Consider the following 13,766-nt stretch of genomic DNA (forward strand, 5'->3'; position numbering starts at 1 on the left):
GCAACGTTCGTGACGATCGCGAGCCGCCCCTCATTCGGGTGAGACGCGCGGAGTTAAATCACTGATTTGCCCGACGGGTTAAGCGGTTTATTTTTCACCGCAGGGCTGGACGGGGCAAATCACATTGAAATAATTCATGAAATTCGTCCAAACGTGACTCTGCGCGCGGCTCGGGCAGCTCACGACCGGCCTCGACTATCGGTTCGTCGTGAACCCTGCCTATAACGCCGATCGCGGTCCGGTCTCGATCCTCTCGGGCCGACCGCGCCGAGTTCTGACCAGAGGTGGTTCATGACGTTTCAGGATATTCGCGCCGCCATCCTCGGGCAAAACTCGCTCCGGCCCAATGTCTGGGATCTCGTGGCGCTGCTGCTCTTGATCGGCGTCCTGGTGCTGATCGTCTATGGCGGCCAGCAGACGATTCAACCGCTGTCGGAGCTCGAGCATACGCCGGTTACGCTCGATCCGCGCAATCTTCCGCTCTACGCACTGCGGACCACGATGCGGATGCTGCTGGCGATCATTTGCTCGACCGTCTTCACCTTCATCTATGCCACGCTCGCCGCCAAGAGCCGGCGCGCGGAGATCGTGCTGATCCCGCTGCTCGACATCCTGCAGTCGGTGCCGATCCTCGGCTTCCTGACCTTCACGGTCGTGTTCTTCATGAACCTGTTTCCGGGACAGGTGCTGGGCGCCGAGCTGGCCTGTGTCTTCGCGATCTTCACCAGCCAGGCCTGGAACATGACCTTCAGCATGTATCAGTCGCTGCGCAGCGTGCCGAAGGATCTCGAGGACGCGACACAAAGCTTTCACCTGTCCGGCTGGCAGCGGTTCTGGCGGCTGGATGTGCCCTTTGCGATGCCAGGCCTGATCTGGAACGCGATGATGTCGATGTCCGGCGGCTGGTTCTTCGTGGTGGCATCGGAGGCGATCACCGTGGGCAACACAACGGTCACCCTGCCCGGCGTCGGCTCCTATGTCGCGCTCGCCATTCAAGAGCAGAACCTGCCGGCGATCGTCTATGCGCTGATGACCATGCTTCTCGTCATCATCGCCTACGACCAGCTCCTGTTTCGTCCGATCGTCGCCTGGGCCGACAAATTCCGTTTTGAGCAGACCGCCTCCGACGAGCCGCCGACGTCCTGGATGCTCGACCTCTTCCGGCGCACGCGTGCGCTGCGTGCGCTGACCTATCCGCTCGGCGCCGCGAACAAGGCCATTTCGACGCTGCGCATCGGCGTGCCCGCGGTGCTGCGGCCACCAGCCAAGAGCAGCCAACCCTCGCGCGTCGTCGACGGCGTATGGGTGGCGGTGGTCGCCGCCGTGACGAGCTACGCCGCATGGAAGATCTATCAATATCTCTCCGCCACGCGCGGCTGGTCAGACGTGACCGCCGCGGTCGGATACGGCTTCGCCACGCTCGCGCGCGTGGTCGTGCTGATTGCGCTGGCAACGATCGTATGGGTGCCGATCGGCGTCTGGATCGGGCTGCGGCCGAAACTCGCCGAGCGCATGCAGCCGCTCGCGCAGTTCCTGGCGGCGTTCCCGGCCAACCTCGCCTTTCCGGTGTTTGTCGTGCTGATCGTGCATTTCGGATTGAACCCGAACATCTGGCTCAGCCCGCTGATGATCCTCGGCACCCAGTGGTACATCCTGTTCAACGTGATCGCCGGAGCCGCTGCCTTCCCGAGCGATTTGCGGGAAGCCGCCGGCAGCTTCCACCTGAAGGGATGGCGCTGGTGGGTGAAGGTGATCCTGCCCGGCATTTTTCCCTACTATGTCACGGGAGCGATCACCGCCTCGGGCGGGTGTTGGAACGCCTCGATCGTCGCGGAAGTCGCAAGCTGGGGCGACACCCACCTGACCGCCATTGGCCTCGGCTCCTATATCGCGCGAGCGACCGAAGCCGGCGATTTTCCGCGGGTCGTGCTCGGCATCGCCGTCATGTGCGTGATGGTGACGCTGTTCAATCGCCTGCTCTGGCGGCAGCTCTATGCCTTTGGCGAGCGTCGTCTTCGACTCGGCTGAAGCCGGAGAAGCCGCGCTCCCTCTCCGGCTTGCGGGCCCGCAAGCGGGAGAGGTGAAGATTCAGCCTGATCGGATCATGCTCTAGCGTCCCCAACGGTCCTCCCAGAGCTTTTCGCCGATCTGGCAATTGATCCTTGGTTCCTTCACGGCGGCGGGAACGACCTTGTGCTCGGGATCACGTCCGGCCACTTCGAGTACCAGTTTGGTGCGAATGGCTTCCTTGAATCGTTCGCGATCCTTGATTGCCACGACGAAGGAGCCGGGCCCGCCGATGACGCAATCCTCGTAGTACCAATCAAGATTATCGATATCCATCATTGAATGGGACGGCTCCTTGATCATGATCGGCAGGCCGTTGATGACGATGCCTTTCGCCAGCGCCTGGTCGCGAACGGGCGTGACAGGCGGTCCGTTGTTGTTGGGGCCGTCGCCGGAAATGTCGATGACACGCCGAAAGCCGCGGCTAGGGTCCTCGTCGAAGAGCGGCGTCCCGAACAGGATGGCACCCGAAATTGAGGTGCGCGACCCGCGCCGGATCGGCGCCTGCATGATTTCGCTGGCGACTGCGTCGGCCGTCTCGGGGCCGTCGATCACCCGCCAGGGAATGATCACCCGTTGGTCGCCGAACGCCGACCATTCGAAGTAGGTCAAGGCAATCTTTCCGTTCGGGCCTCCCTTCAGCGCCTGCAGGAATTCCCTGGAAACGATGGCCTCAGCATAACCCTCGCGCTGCACCGTGAGCTCGTCCGTATCCATGGAATAGGAGACGTCGGCCGCAATGATAAGCTCGATATCCACGGAAGGCGGGCCCTCCCGGTCGGCAAGTGCCGGTGGCTGACCAGGCGCCGCAGCGCCCGCGGCGCCGGCGAGCATGCCGGCGGCCAGCACCGCTGCGATCGAGATGCACCATCGCATCGCGGACCTCCTCGATCCCTAAAGCGCGATGACTTTTCTTCGAATCGTCATCCCGCTTTAGCTCTTTGTTTGCGCATGATCTCCGCGCAAACGCTTCGCGTTTGTCGCGAGGGAAAACCGGTTTCCACTTTTCCGGATCATGCTCTGGCCTCGATATGATGGTGACACGCAAGTTTCACAGGGCAAAGCGGAGAGATTGGCGACTCGGTGTCCATATTCCGGAATTCGGCAAGTCACGGCTGCCTAAAAGCGCGCCGTGTTGCCTAACCCGTCTGGAACCGCCGGTCCCCCATTCCGAAACACGGGATTGTGCATTGCAGCACGATGGCTAGATTGCGCCTCCGCAAAAGGATGCCACGTGTCTGAAATTAATGCCGAGGCCTGGGTATCGTCAGGCCACCGCCCGATGGGCTTCCCCGAATTCGTAGTTGCGATCGCATCGATCATGGCGCTGAACCCGCTAGCCATGGACATGATGCTGCCGGCGCTGCCGAGCATCGGCGCCGCCTTCAACATTGCCGACGCCAACCATCCGCAGATGGTGCTGTCGATCTTCCTGATCGGTTTCGGCGTCGGACAGTTCGTGATGGGGCCGTTGTCGGATCGCTTCGGCCGCCGCCCGGTGCTGCTCGGCGGCATGGCCGTCTATGGCGTCGCGAGCCTGCTTGCGATCGCCGCGTCATCCTTCGAGACCCTGCTGCTGGCGCGTGCACTGCAGGGCCTCGGCACGTCGGCGACGCGCGTGATCGCCACCTCGATCGTGCGCGACTGCTACGCCGGAAGGCGCATGGCGAGCGTGATGTCGCTCGCGATGATGGTCTTCATCGCGGTGCCCGTGGTCGCGCCATCGTTCGGCCAGGCAGTGCTGCTGCTGACGCAGTGGCGCGGCATTTTCGTTGCGCTGATGCTGTACGGCGTGATCGCGCTGATCTGGAGCGCGTTGCGCATGCCGGAAACACTGCCGGCGGAATTGCGCAAATCGCTCGCGATCCGCGACGTGCTCGGCGCCTTCCGGCAGACGCTCACCAACCGGCAGACGCTGGGCTATGCGCTGGCGGCCGGCGGCATACAGGGTGCGCTGTTCGCCTTCGTCTTCACCTCGCAGCAGCTCTTCACCGACATCTACCAGCTCGGGCATTACTTTCCGCTGGCATTCGCTTCGGTCGCGGCGGGCATCGCGATTGCGGGCTTTCTCAACTCCCGCTTTGTCGGGCGGCTCGGCATGCGCGTGATCTCGCACGGCGGGCTGGTCGCCTTCGTCCTCGTCGCCGCCACGATGCTGGTGGCGGCGAAGCTGCAGATGCTGCCGCTGTCGCTGTTGATGACGCTGGCGGCATTGATGATGTTCACGTTCGGGCTGATGATCGCCAACTTCACCGCGCTGGCGATGGAGCCGCAGGGCCATATCGCCGGAACCGCCTCGTCGCTGTACGGATCGATCACGACGCTGCTCGCCATCGGCATCGGCATCGTGATCGGCCAGAGCTACGACGGCACGCTGCTGCCGTTCTCGACCGGCTTCTTCCTCTGCGCGCTGGCGGCGCTCGCAGTGGTGCTGGCGACGGAAAAGGGCCGCCTGTTCAAGCCGCATCATACGACGATGTAGTTGCGCAGGTGTGATGCTTTTCTTGAATAGGGCAATGGCTCGGATTCACCTCGCCCCGCTTGCGGGGAGAGGTCGAAATTCAAGCCAACCGGGTCGGCGCGAAGCGCCGCCCGATGACAGGCTCCGCTTGAATTTCGGGTGAGGGGGAGCCTCCACGAGCTCATCTCTCACCGTACTTGCGGAGACGGCCCCTCACCCCAACCCTCTCCCCGTAAGAACGGGGAGAGGGAGAGGGGTCGTCAATTGCTTCGCATCCTTACGCTTATTTTCCGCCGCGCACCTGGATCACGAGCGCGCTCAGGCGGGCGTTCAGCTTGTTGTAATCGACATTCGCGCCGCCCAGGCCGGCCATGCATCTGCGCTTGCATCCGCCGCCGCCGCCACCACCGCCGCCACGGGCCGGATCGCCGAATGTGGCGACGGGAACGGTGCCGATAACCTGGAAGCCGCGCGCCATCAGCCGCGAGCGCACCGCGAGGCAATAGCTCACCGACAGATGGGAGAAGCGCGTCTCGCCATGGCCGGCGCGGTATTTCATCACAGCCGTGCAGAGATCGCCGCGGGCCAGCCGCCATGCCTGGGCGAGGTAGGTCACCCCATAGCGGATGTTGGTCTCGGGCACGGCGAGTTCGGCATTGGTGCCGGTGAAGCCAAGCATCCGCGCGGTCGAGGGCAGCACCTGCATCAATCCGATTTCACCGACACCGCCGATCGCGCCCGCATTGTAGCCGCTCTCCACGCCCATCACGGCTTCCGCGATCTCGGGCGCAAGGCCCGTGCCGGAGGTCTGCTTCTCGATCAGGTCGCGATAGCGGGAGCGAGGCTGTGCGCTCGAGGTTGAGGTCGAGGTCGCGCCCCCTCGCGTCGGGGGCAACCCGATCTTGGCATTCTCGCGCCATCGCCGTTCGATGGCGGACGGCGTCTCGGCTGGCGCAGCTTCCTTGGCTGGAGCGGCTTCCTTCTCAGGCTCGCTCTTTTCAGGCTCGCTTGCCGCCTCAGCAGCGGGAGCTTCCTCCGGCACCGCGGGCACCGTATCGGCGAACGCGAGAGCGCTTGTCAGCACGAGGCCGACGCCGGTCGCCAGCGCAAGCAACCACCCGCGTAACAGCCTGGTCTGCCGATGCCCCCGCACGCCTCCGCCTCGCTCACTCTGTGGATCGAAGCCGCAGGCGAAGACGCAGCGGCTGAAGCATGTCGGGAGGTGGCGCGCCGGCATTGGCGGCGGCGAGCAGCGGACGCAGCCGGCCGCCGAGCTCCGGATCCATGCTGCTGTCGAATGCGATGCGGTCCATCCTGCCGTCCGGCAGGATCGAGGCGCTCACCACGAATGTCAGCGGCTTGTTGTCCTTCTCGCGCCCCGCCGCGAAAGTCACAAGCCACTGCGACATGTCGCCGTCGCCCTCGATCTGATGCTGAAAGGCACCCTGCAGCCGGGACGCATAGTCGCGCCAGGCCGCCGGCGCTTCCGATGCGGCCTTAAAGTCCGTGCTTTGCGCCACAGCCGGCGCGCGCCCGGCGGAAAGGCCGAGCGCCACGAGGCCGAACGAGTGCAGCAGACGCCGCAGCCTGCCGGGATTCCCGTTGATCGGGGATTTCGACGCCATCGCTACAGTGCTGTCCGATCAGCTATTGAGGGCCGGCCGCGGCGGCGCCAGGTTCGCGTCCGCGTTGGATGCTTCCTTGGACGCTTGCTTGGGTGTTTCCTTGGCCGATTCGAGGCTCGAGGCCAACCTGCCGAGCTCCTCGCGCAACCAGGGGATGAGCTGCTGGATCAAACTGTCCCAGATCTGGAGCTGGGTGCGGACATAGTTCGGCGAGACCGCGCCGGCGATGGAGAGATCGAGCGTCAGCACCAGAAATTCATCGGTGCCCTGCGGCTTGTCCACGAACAGCCGGCAGAACCTGTGCATGCGATTCCACTTGTTCACGAGATCGAGCGGCATCGATCCCTGCACAGTCAGGACCGCAACGAAGGCGACATCCGCGAAATGATCAGGCTTGCCGGGAAACGCATTGCCCGGGCGGACGTCGAAGCCGAGGCCGTTGCTCGCCGACCGCAACAGAGAAATATTGCCGTCGGTCACGAGCTCGGCGCGATAGCCGGCGGTTTGGAGCGCCGCGCGCAGCTCCTCGAGCGTGACAAAGGACTGCATCCCGGCGTTGGACAAATCTGCGGGTGCTTGCGCGACGCTAGTGCTCATGGACATGTTAATCTCCTCTGTCCAATAACGTGATCAGGTTTGCAATAGCAATTTCGGATCTGGGGACGACGAACGCGGTTAGCGGGCAGCGCCTGCCGACTGCGTCAGCTCGCTGGCGATGCGGGACAGTGCGATTTCGTTGATCGCGGGCGGATTCTGCTCGAGCGCGCGCGCAAGATAGGCGCGGCGATTGAGCTCGGCACGCTGTGCCCGCAGGCGCTGGACCAGGGTGTCCCGCACGTCGGCAAGCGGCATGGTTTCGGACGGCTTGGTCTCGATCAGCTTGACGATGTGATATCCGTCGGCAAGCTTGATCGGCTCGCTCACGGTATTGACGGCCATTCCCATCACGCGGCTCTTGATCTCGGGAACGAGCTGCGGTTCGGGCAGCCAGCCGAGATCGCCGCCCTTGTCAGCCTGCTCGCGCTGGTCGGTGGTGTCCTTGGCGACCTGGGCGAAATCCGCCTTCGGCTGCTTCAGCTTGGCCTGAATGTCCGCGAGCTTCGCCTTGGCCTTCTCTTCGGCCGCGGCGTCCGATCCTTCCGCCAGCGCGACATAGATCTGGGCGAGATGAAAGCGGCGCGGCATGATCAGCGCGCCCTTGTTGGCGTCATAGGTCTTCTGGATTTCCGCCTCATCCGGATAATTTTCCGGCGGCACCGACGCCGACTGCAGGTAGGTCTCGAAGATGGCCTCCTCGCGCAGCTTGGCGAGCTGAGCGACGACGGCCGGTTGGTCCTGCCACTTCTTGTCCGTGGCTTCCTTGAGGACGAGCTGCCTTGCAAACATCGCGCGGAGCGTCTGGTTGAGAAGCGCGGGATCGCGGGCGAGCGCGGCGCGCTGATCGGGCCCGACGGCGGCCAGGAAGGCGCGGATTTCCGACGAGGAGACGTCACGTCCGCCAACGCGCGCCACCGGCTCGTTGCCCGACGCCGCCGCCTCGGCATGCGGCGCCGGGGCGGCTGGCTGGGCCGCAGCAACAGGCGCGGGCGCGGCGGCGGGCGCCTTCGGCTTCACCACCCGCTGCGGTGCCGCCGGGGGAGGATTTTGCGCGAAAGCGGGTTCGGCCCCGCCCAATCCGCCGGCCAGTCCGATGATCGCCAAAGCCACGAGGTGACGGCCGACACGATCGCGACGGTATCGCGGTGGTTGGCGTTCAAACGCAGGACGATAGGCAATCATAGTGACCTCAGGGTTCGATCTTCTGGTTCAGAATCCGGTCGCCGTAATCCTGCAACAGGTTCTGGATCTCGACGCGACGGAAACCGAGTAGCGGTTCGTTAGCCACTACTCACCAAATGTCACATTTTCATAACAGTCCATCAGTTGGCGACCGATCTTGGCCGGTTACTGGTATCTCTGTACGCGCATGGCGGATCAGCGCCGAGAAGGCTCTTGGGCGAGAAGGTTCTTGTAGACCTTTCCGCCTTTCATGATGACCAGGAAATTCTTCGCCGGATCTTCCACGAGCTTGATGTTGTCGATTGGATTGCCATCGACCAGCAGGAGGTCGGCGAGCGCGCCCTCCTCCACCACGCCTAGCTTGCCGGGATATGGATTTCGCGGTCCGGACAGGCTGAGCAATTCGGCATTCGTCGATGTCGCCATGGCCAGCGCTTCAGCCGGCGTGTACCAGCGCGTGAGGTCGGCCAGCATGGCGCCTTGCCGCTCAGCCAGCGCCTGCGAGAACAGGATGTCGGTGCCGAAGGCGGTCTTGATTCCGTATTTCTTTGCCAGCGCATAGACTCTATCGGTGCCGGAAACCACCTGTCGCATCTTCGCCTGCTCCGACGGCCCCAGCGCACTTGCGCCTGCCAGATCAAGGAAAGGTTGCGTGCTCAACCAGATTCCCTTCTCGGCCATGAGGCACGCCGTGGCCTCGTCCATCAGGTGGCCGTGCTCGACGCACTTTGCTCCCGCCGCGATCGAGCGCTGGATCGAAGCCGGCGTATAGGCGTGCACGGCCACATAGGTGCCCCAGTTCTCGGCAGCTTCGACGGCGGCACGCAGCTCGGGCTCGGTGAACGTGGACACATCGAGCGGGCTGAACGGCGAAGCCACGCCACCGCCCGCGGTGAGCTTGACCTGCGATGCCCCCTGCATGAGCTGCTCGCGGGCGCGCACACGAACCTCATCCGGACTGTCCGCCACCATGCTGCCACCAATTCTTTCCATGCGGCTGAGCATGCCGCCGATCGTTCTTGGCAGATCGGTAAGCTGCCGGAAATCGCCATGGCCACCAGTGATGGTGATCACGGCGCCGGACGGATAGATGCGCGGGCCGGCGACGAGACCGTCGTCGATCGCGCGCTTGAGCCCAAAGCTCGGCCCGCCCATGTCGCGGACCGTGGTGAAGCCCCGCATGAGCGTGGCGGTGGCTTCCGCTGCCGCAAGAAGATTGTTGTAGCCGACGTCGTCAGCCAGGGCGGCCGCCGGCGTTGGGCGTACCAGCATCGCATGCCAATGCGCGTCGATCAGCCCGGGCATCAGCACGCGTTCGCCGCCGGCGATCACCTGAGCGTCAGCCTGGATCGGCGCAACCGAAATCTTCTCGATCTTGTTGTTGCGGATCAGGACATTGGACGGCGCGGAGAGCGCGGCATTCTTTCCGTCAAAGATGCGAACGTTCTGGAACAGCACAGCGGAAGCTTGTTGAGCCTGCGCCGTCGGCGAGGCCGCGAAGTTCATTCCGATTGAAGCCAGTAGCGCAGCAATGAAAGTTCGACCCGGCGTTCTCAAACCTGACATATCTGATCTCCGCCAATGGTGCGTGGCGCAAGGCTCGCATTGATCTTGCTGTGCGGGAGGGAACGCCCGACGTGATCGCGGGCGGTCAGCGAGTGTATTGCCAGTCCCCTGTCAATCGACGGCCGCTACCCAGTTCTTACGGCCGGCAGCCAGGCAAGGGTCAGCCAGCCGATGCCGTGAGACAAGAGGTCGATGCCCAGCAGCAATCCGAGCACCCACGTCCCGGTGGCCGGAAATCCCGTCAGGATGATGAGACCCGCCAGGACGCCGAACAGCCCGGACAGCAGTATGATCCAGCCGAACTGCTGCCAATGGCTGATGCCGACCAGGATACGGACGAACCCGGAGATCAGAAGCAGCAGACCGAGAACAAGGGTCAGGATCAGCGCACTGGTCAGCGGCTGGGTCACCAGCACGACGCCGAATGCAAGATAGAGCGCGCCGAGCAGCAGTTGCCACACGAACCCTCCCCACCCTTTGGTCCAGAAGGCGTGAATGATCTCGAATCCACCGGCGATGATCGCCATCCAGCCGATGAAGATGGTGCTGATCACGGTGAACAGTGCGAGATCGCCGAGGACCAGCAGGCCCGCGATGATCATCACGATCCCGAGCAGGATGCATATCCATAAAGGCGGTGTCGGCAGCCCGGTGAGACGCATCGCCGGACCGTTGTCATAGGTGGTCATATCATTCTCCTCGATTCCAGAAGTCGTCGAACCCGTTACGCATCAACTCGATTGTCCGCGTTCGCCCGCCGTCTCATCGCTCGGAATCTCTCCCGGTCGATAGTTCGGCAGCCGCCCGGCCGGAATGATCGCAAGCAACGCAAGGCCTGCCATGATCAACAGCCCGATCTTCAGCGCACGCAGCCGCGCCTCGGTGTTCACCCGCACCGCCTCCTCGACCTGCTGCGGCGTGGCGCTGGTGCCCTCCAGCGCGGTCCGCAGTCGGTCGTTGCTGACGAAATTGATGTTGTCGAGATCGACCTGCGCCTGCAGTTCGGGTGTGAGCTTGGGGCTCGCGGCGATGCTGCTCAGCGCGATCGCACTCAACAGACCAACAAGGAGCGCGCCAGCCACTGCCGTTCCGACGGCGGCGGCGAGGTTGTTGGTGGTGCCGCGCAGCGATCCGACGTCCCCTGCGAGCTCCTTGGGCGAAGCCGTGACCAGCACGTTGAACAGCAGCGTGACAAGCGCGCCTTGCCCGATACCAAAGACAACGAGCCCGAGCAGCACCGGCACCTCGCTCCAGTCGTTGCGCACGACGAATGCGAGCCACAACAGCGCGACGGTGCAAAGGAAGAAGCCGGCTCGCCCGATCTGCCGCGGCGTCAGCTTGTCATAGACGTGCACGATCAGCATCGCGGCAAAGAATACAGTAAGGTTGAACGGCATCATCGCTACCGCAGTGGCGATCGGGCTGCGACCCTGCACGATCTGAATGTAGAGCGGGACGGAGAAGTTGAGAGCGGCCTCCAGCGCGACGACAGTGAACATCGCGTAGACGGCCGCTCGCTCCTCAGGTGAATCGATCACCTGAAGCGCGAGGAGAGGAGTCTTGCCTGCCTCCTCGCGCTTGTGTGTCCACATCAGGAATGCCTGGCCCAACACGATGCCCGCCACGATCAGGATCGGCGCGGGAGACAGGCCGAGAAGGCTGAACGGCGCGTTTGGGCTCGCCAACACGAGCCCCCATCTGTTGAGATTATTGAAGCCGAAGCTGATGCAAATGATCGCGGCTGCTGCGAGTATGACACCAACGATATCGACCTCCACGTCCGGCCGGCCATGGTCGCGCTTGAGGCGGAAGCTCAGCAGGAAAACAATGGCGGCAACGGCGATGAGAATTCCGAACACCGGCCGCCAGCCGATATAGGTGCCCAGTACGCCGCCGATGACGAATGCAAGCACGCCGGCCGCCGCGCGTGCAGAACCGAGCGCGCCCACTGCGGTTGCCTGCTGGCGTCCGGTGTAGTTCTCGGCAATCAGGGCGACCAGCGAGGGCACGATCACTGCGCCGGCGGCGCCGCAGAGCGCCTGCGCCGTGATCATCACGACGGCCGTGGGGCTGAACGTCATCATGACCTGGGATATGAAGAACAGCACGACGGCCGCGCGGAACACCTGTAGCGCGCCGTATCGCTGCGCGAGCTTTGCGCCCAGCATGACGAAGCCGGCGACCAGCATGGAATAGGCCACGATGCCGGTTGCGACCGTGGTCGGAGGAACGCCAAAGCTCTTGACCATTCCCCCCATCGCCACCGGCAACGAAGCGACATTGAACGACATGATCATCTGGCCGAGCGCTATCGCGATCATGGGAATCCATGATGCGCGTTCCTCCTGGTGGATGCCGCCGATCGAGATTGTCTGTGTCACTATGACGTCCTCCGATTTGCTCGGGCTTTTCAGCATCGACCGGGTGGACGAGACGCCGATCCGGTCAACATTTGTCAGTCTTCCGGTTGCGAGACGAACAGATCCATGCCCAATCGCTGCGACAGGAATTTCGCGGCGAGTTGTCCTCTCACGCTGTTGCCGGCCGCATCCAGCGGCGGAGCGAAAGTGCCGAAGCCGCCTTTTCCGGGCGAGACCGCGACAATGCCGCCGCCGATCCCGCTCTTTCCGGGCAGGCCGATGTCGTAAAGCCAATCGCCTGACGTCTCATACAAGCCGGCCGTGATCATCACGGCCAAGGCGTAATGGCAAACCGCAGCATCGACCACGCGTTGCTTCGTGATAGGGTTCACCCCACCGTCCGCCAGCGTCGCACCCATCACGGCGAGGTCTTTGGGGGTCACGTTTAACGAACACTGCCTCGTGTAGAGATCGGTCGCCTGCTTGGCGTCACAATAGATCCGGTCGTAGCTCTCCAACAGCCGCGCGATGCTGCGATTGCGGAAATTTGTCTGCGACGCGGAGGCGTAGACCTCTTCGTTGAGCGGAAGTTTGCGGCCTGCGAAGCGCGACAGCCCATCGTGGATAAACTCCCACTGCGCCTCGGCGGACACTCCCGGCGCGAGGCTCGTCGTCGCGATCGCGCCAGCATTCACCATCGGATTGGTACGCCCGCTTCCATTCTCGATCGCCGCAAGCGAGTTGAACGGAAGTCCGGTGGCGTTGGCGCCGAGCTTCGTGCGCGCCTCTTCCGGGCCAAGGGTCTCGCAGATCAGCGCGAACACGAATGGCTTCGACACGCTCATGATGGAGAATTCGTAGCCTATGTCTCCCGCGCCGTAGACGTGCCCATCGGTTCCAACGACACAAACGCCGAACAGCTCGCTCGGGACTCGGGCGAGCGCCGGGTAGACCTGTGAATTATTGCCGTCAGCGTTCGATTTAAGGCGCCGGTGCGCGTCTTCCACCAGCGACTGCACCATCTCGGGATTAGGTAGATGACCGGTCGAAACGTAAGGCCGTTCATCGATCGCCGATCGTGACGCCATCGCACCACTCCGCCCGACGGGGGCTATGTTGTTGATCTAACGCCTACGTTTAAAACGAGTCAATCTGCAACCCGTGCAACAATTTGCTGACAGACCAGCAAATGTGCCGATTGCCATCGAGTTCTCTTCTCACGACGGAGCAAGGTTCCAACGCTCGTTAGGTAAGGCAGGCTGTCGCAATCGTTGTCGCACGCAATTGAATCAAAGAGCCGCCATTGACTGCAGAATCCGAACGCCGGGAAATTTGCAACGTGGCCGGTCGCGTGTACGATTGTGTTTGCTCACGCAAGAAAAAACGCACGCGAAGAGAGTTGGAGAAGGCGGGACATCATCTGAACAGCGAGGCTGATCATGGTGGCAAGTACGAGTGACGGACACTTCCTGCTGGTGAAGAAGCTTGGTGGGTTGGTCGCGATTATCATCGGATGCCTGCTGACGGCAGTTGGCGTGACGTTCGAATCCACCAGCACAACGACTGTCGGCGTTCTGTTTCTTGTGCTTGGCGCCGTCCTGCTCACGCTCAAGATCATCAGACGGAATCAAGGAAGCCCGCTCGGATAGCTGGCTTGCGGTTGGCGTTGAGAATGAGGATGTGCCAGCTGCGATAGCGGTTCACTTCGTTCGCCACTTCGGACAATGGGCGGTTGTTGACGATCAGCAGTCCGCGTTACCAGGCGCTTGCCTCCGCACATGTGCCCTAAAGGTAAAAGCGAGTCGATTTAAGCCAATAGCGAGTCCATCAAGTCTAGGCCGTGTGGACTCTTGGGATTCTCAAATCAGATTGAACGTGATTCAAGGCTTTCTTTTAGGAGGAAGCCTT

The 13,766-nt window shown here is 62.9% G+C and carries 12 protein-coding genes; 3 read left to right on the forward strand and 9 right to left on the reverse strand.

What is annotated here, in order from left to right:
- Nucleotides 1-291: 291 nt before the first annotated feature.
- Nucleotides 292-2,028, forward strand: coding sequence for an ABC transporter permease (locus tag AAFX91_RS30580; protein WP_394569084.1), 1,737 nt, complete (start codon nt 292-294; stop codon nt 2,026-2,028).
- Between the two features lie 81 nt (nt 2,029-2,109).
- On the opposite strand, the gene AAFX91_RS30585 is transcribed toward AAFX91_RS30580, so the two are convergent.
- Nucleotides 2,110-2,943: a DUF1194 domain-containing protein gene (locus AAFX91_RS30585; protein ID WP_394569085.1), complete on the reverse strand. Its 834-nt coding sequence runs from the start codon at nt 2,941-2,943 to the stop codon at nt 2,110-2,112.
- Between the two features lie 358 nt (nt 2,944-3,301).
- Here AAFX91_RS30585 and AAFX91_RS30590 point away from each other — a divergent pair, with 358 nt between their 5' ends.
- Nucleotides 3,302-4,549, forward strand: a complete 1,248-nt coding sequence (locus AAFX91_RS30590) for a multidrug effflux MFS transporter (RefSeq protein WP_394569086.1) — start codon at nt 3,302-3,304, stop codon at nt 4,547-4,549.
- Between the two features lie 262 nt (nt 4,550-4,811).
- On the opposite strand, the gene AAFX91_RS30595 is transcribed toward AAFX91_RS30590, so the two are convergent.
- The 8 genes from AAFX91_RS30595 to glsA form a co-directional block, all read right to left on the reverse strand.
- Nucleotides 4,812-5,681 carry a lytic transglycosylase domain-containing protein gene (locus AAFX91_RS30595; protein ID WP_394569087.1) on the reverse strand — a complete coding sequence of 290 codons (870 nt, stop codon included), beginning with the start codon at nt 5,679-5,681 and terminating at the stop codon, nt 4,812-4,814.
- Nucleotides 5,682-5,694: 13 nt separating this feature from the next.
- Nucleotides 5,695-6,153: a hypothetical protein gene (locus AAFX91_RS30600; RefSeq protein WP_394569088.1), complete on the reverse strand. Its 459-nt coding sequence runs from the start codon at nt 6,151-6,153 to the stop codon at nt 5,695-5,697.
- A gap of 18 nt (nt 6,154-6,171) precedes the next feature.
- The gene (locus AAFX91_RS30605; protein ID WP_394569089.1) at nt 6,172-6,756 is read right to left on the reverse strand and encodes a YbjN domain-containing protein; all 585 of its coding nucleotides are present in this window, start codon (nt 6,754-6,756) and stop codon (nt 6,172-6,174) included.
- A 72-nt stretch (nt 6,757-6,828) separates the two neighbouring features.
- Nucleotides 6,829-7,932, reverse strand: coding sequence for a peptidylprolyl isomerase (locus AAFX91_RS30610; RefSeq protein WP_394569090.1), 1,104 nt, complete (start codon nt 7,930-7,932; stop codon nt 6,829-6,831).
- A gap of 195 nt (nt 7,933-8,127) precedes the next feature.
- Nucleotides 8,128-9,438 (reverse strand): amidohydrolase family protein, encoded by a 1,311-nt coding sequence (locus AAFX91_RS30615; protein WP_394569094.1) that lies wholly within the window; start codon nt 9,436-9,438, stop codon nt 8,128-8,130.
- Nucleotides 9,439-9,623: 185 nt separating this feature from the next.
- Nucleotides 9,624-10,187 (reverse strand): HdeD family acid-resistance protein, encoded by a 564-nt coding sequence (locus AAFX91_RS30620; RefSeq protein ID WP_394569091.1) that lies wholly within the window; start codon nt 10,185-10,187, stop codon nt 9,624-9,626.
- 42 nt (nt 10,188-10,229) lie between these two features.
- Complete coding sequence (locus tag AAFX91_RS30625; RefSeq protein WP_394569092.1) at nt 10,230-11,879, reverse strand: MFS transporter; 1,650 nt, start codon at nt 11,877-11,879, stop codon at nt 10,230-10,232.
- 74 nt (nt 11,880-11,953) lie between these two features.
- Nucleotides 11,954-12,946 carry a glutaminase A gene (glsA, locus tag AAFX91_RS30630; protein WP_394569093.1) on the reverse strand — a complete coding sequence of 331 codons (993 nt, stop codon included), beginning with the start codon at nt 12,944-12,946 and terminating at the stop codon, nt 11,954-11,956.
- Nucleotides 12,947-13,297: 351 nt separating this feature from the next.
- On the opposite strand from glsA, the gene AAFX91_RS30635 reads away from it, so the two are divergent.
- Nucleotides 13,298-13,507: a hypothetical protein gene (locus AAFX91_RS30635; protein WP_130577567.1), complete on the forward strand. Its 210-nt coding sequence runs from the start codon at nt 13,298-13,300 to the stop codon at nt 13,505-13,507.
- The last annotated feature ends 259 nt before the right edge of the window (nt 13,508-13,766 follow it).

Origin of the sequence: Bradyrhizobium sp. 31Argb (genome assembly GCF_043638955.1) — a bacterium.
Classification (GTDB): Bacteria; Pseudomonadota; Alphaproteobacteria; order Rhizobiales; family Xanthobacteraceae; genus Bradyrhizobium.

What these genes read in the sequence shown, in the direction of transcription:
- AAFX91_RS30585 (WP_394569085.1), bottom strand. Translation starts at nt 2,943, where the DNA reads ATGCGATGGTGCATCTCGATCGCAGCGGTGCTGGCCGCCGGCATGCTC.
- AAFX91_RS30620 (WP_394569091.1), bottom strand. Translation starts at nt 10,187, where the DNA reads ATGACCACCTATGACAACGGTCCGGCGATGCGTCTCACCGGGCTGCCG.
- AAFX91_RS30610 (WP_394569090.1), bottom strand. Translation starts at nt 7,932, where the DNA reads ATGATTGCCTATCGTCCTGCGTTTGAACGCCAACCACCGCGATACCGT.
- AAFX91_RS30605 (WP_394569089.1), bottom strand. Translation starts at nt 6,756, where the DNA reads ATGTCCATGAGCACTAGCGTCGCGCAAGCACCCGCAGATTTGTCCAAC.
- AAFX91_RS30635 (WP_130577567.1), top strand. Translation starts at nt 13,298, where the DNA reads ATGGTGGCAAGTACGAGTGACGGACACTTCCTGCTGGTGAAGAAGCTT.
- AAFX91_RS30600 (WP_394569088.1), bottom strand. Translation starts at nt 6,153, where the DNA reads ATGGCGTCGAAATCCCCGATCAACGGGAATCCCGGCAGGCTGCGGCGT.
- AAFX91_RS30580 (WP_394569084.1), top strand. Translation starts at nt 292, where the DNA reads ATGACGTTTCAGGATATTCGCGCCGCCATCCTCGGGCAAAACTCGCTC.
- AAFX91_RS30615 (WP_394569094.1), bottom strand. Translation starts at nt 9,438, where the DNA reads ATGAACTTCGCGGCCTCGCCGACGGCGCAGGCTCAACAAGCTTCCGCT.
- glsA (WP_394569093.1), bottom strand. Translation starts at nt 12,946, where the DNA reads ATGGCGTCACGATCGGCGATCGATGAACGGCCTTACGTTTCGACCGGT.